Annotated in this window: 1 protein-coding gene; it reads left to right on the plus strand. The window is 69.9% G+C overall.

All coding sequences use genetic code 11. The annotated features are described in order from the left end of the window. Positions 1 to 161: 161 nt before the first annotated feature. The gene (locus C7C46_RS32965) at positions 162 to 1,538 is read left to right on the plus strand and encodes an IS1380 family transposase (RefSeq protein WP_220040747.1); all 1,377 of its coding nucleotides are present in this window, start codon (positions 162 to 164) and stop codon (positions 1,536 to 1,538) included. Positions 1,539 to 1,593 lie beyond the last annotated feature (55 nt).

Genomic DNA, 1,593 nt, shown 5'->3' on the forward strand with positions numbered 1-1,593 from the left:
CCTCGGTGTTTCAGCAGGACTGCCAGGCTTGTTGACAGAGTGTGAGATGAAAAGAAGAGGTGCCTTCTGACCTGCTTGGATGCGACTTGCTGAGGGTCGTATCGGGCGGGTCGGAAGGCACCTTTCACGTGCAGGATAGCGAGTGGAGTCGCGGGCTTGCCATGTCCGCCGACGGCAAGGGACAGATCGGGCATGTCGGTGGGATACATCTGCGGCTGCTCGCCGAGCGCACCGGGCTGACCGGCGCGTTGTCGGGAGCGCTGCGGCGGCAGGGCTTCCATCCACTGCACGACCGCGGCCAGGTGCTGGTCGACCTGGCCACGGCCATCACCTTGGGCGCGACGTGCATCCGCGACATCCGCCTCCTGGAGCACCAGCGCGCGGTCATCGGCCCCGTTGCCTCCTTCCCCACGGTCTGGCGGGCGCTGAAGGAAGTCGACGAGAGGGCCCTGCGCAGGATCGAGCGTGCCCGCGCGGCGGTGCGCCGCCACGTCTGGAAGATCCTGGCGGATCGCCCCGAGGGCTTCCCCGAGGTCGCGGTCGACGGGGTGGCACTGACCGGGTGGACGGTCATCGACACCGACGGCTCCCTGGTCCTGGCACCCTCCGAGAAGGACGGAGCCCACGGCACCTACAAGGGGACCTACGGGCACCACGTGTTCGTGGCCGTGTGCGACAACACCGGCGAGGAACTCGCGCAACTGCTGCACCGGGGCAACACCACCGCCAACGACACGGGGGTGAACATCGACCTGCTGACCCGGGCAGTGACCCAACTGCCCTGGTGGCGCAGGCAGAAGATCCTGGTCCGGGTGGACGGGGCCGGGTTCTCCCGTGACCTGCTGCGGTGGATCGCCTCGGCCGGCGGACGCCGCAGTCCCACCTTCCGCTGGGAGTACTCGACCGGCTGGGCGTTCACCGACCGCGAGCAGGCCGCCGTCGAGCAGGCGGACCGGCGCGGCCTGTGGCAGCAGGCCACCAATGCCGACGGCGAGCCCCGCGAGGACGCCTTCGTCGCCGACCTGACCGGCCTGCTCGGCGACCTGTCCGCCTGGCCGGCCCACCACAAGGTCATCGCCCGCAAGGAACCCCTGCACCCGCGCCACCTCAAGGACGCCTCGGCCTACGAGGTCGCCAAGGGCATGCGCTACCAGACGTTCGCCACCAACACCCGGCACGGACAGGCCCAGTTCCTGGACGCCCGACACCGCAAGCACGCCCGCATCGAGCCGAAGATCCGCGACCAGAAGGCCTCCGGGATGCGCCTGCTGCCCTCCCGCGAGATGCCGGTCAACACCGCCTGGCTCACCGCCACCGCCATCGCCTGCGACCTACGCGCCTGGCTCCAACTCCTGGCTCTCGACGGCGAGCTGGCCAAAGCGACACCCAAGACCCTTCGCTACCGCATCCTGCACGTCCCGGCCCGACTCGTACGCGGCCAACGGCGACGCCGCCTGCGATTGCCCGCCTCCTGGCCCTGGGCCGACGCGATCGTTCGCGCCTTCCACCGGATCCAGGCCTTGCCACGACCCACCTGACCTGCACGAACCACCCCGCCGAGCACCGAGAGGAGGAACCCCCGCAGTCCCCGGG

The sequence above is a fragment of the Streptomyces tateyamensis genome (assembly GCF_003205575.1).
GTDB classification, from domain to species: Bacteria; Actinomycetota; Actinomycetes; order Streptomycetales; family Streptomycetaceae; genus Kitasatospora; species Kitasatospora tateyamensis.

Excerpts from the sequence above, each read along its gene's own strand:
- C7C46_RS32965 (WP_220040747.1), top strand. The coding sequence starts at position 162 with ATGTCCGCCGACGGCAAGGGACAGATCGGGCATGTCGGTGGGATACAT.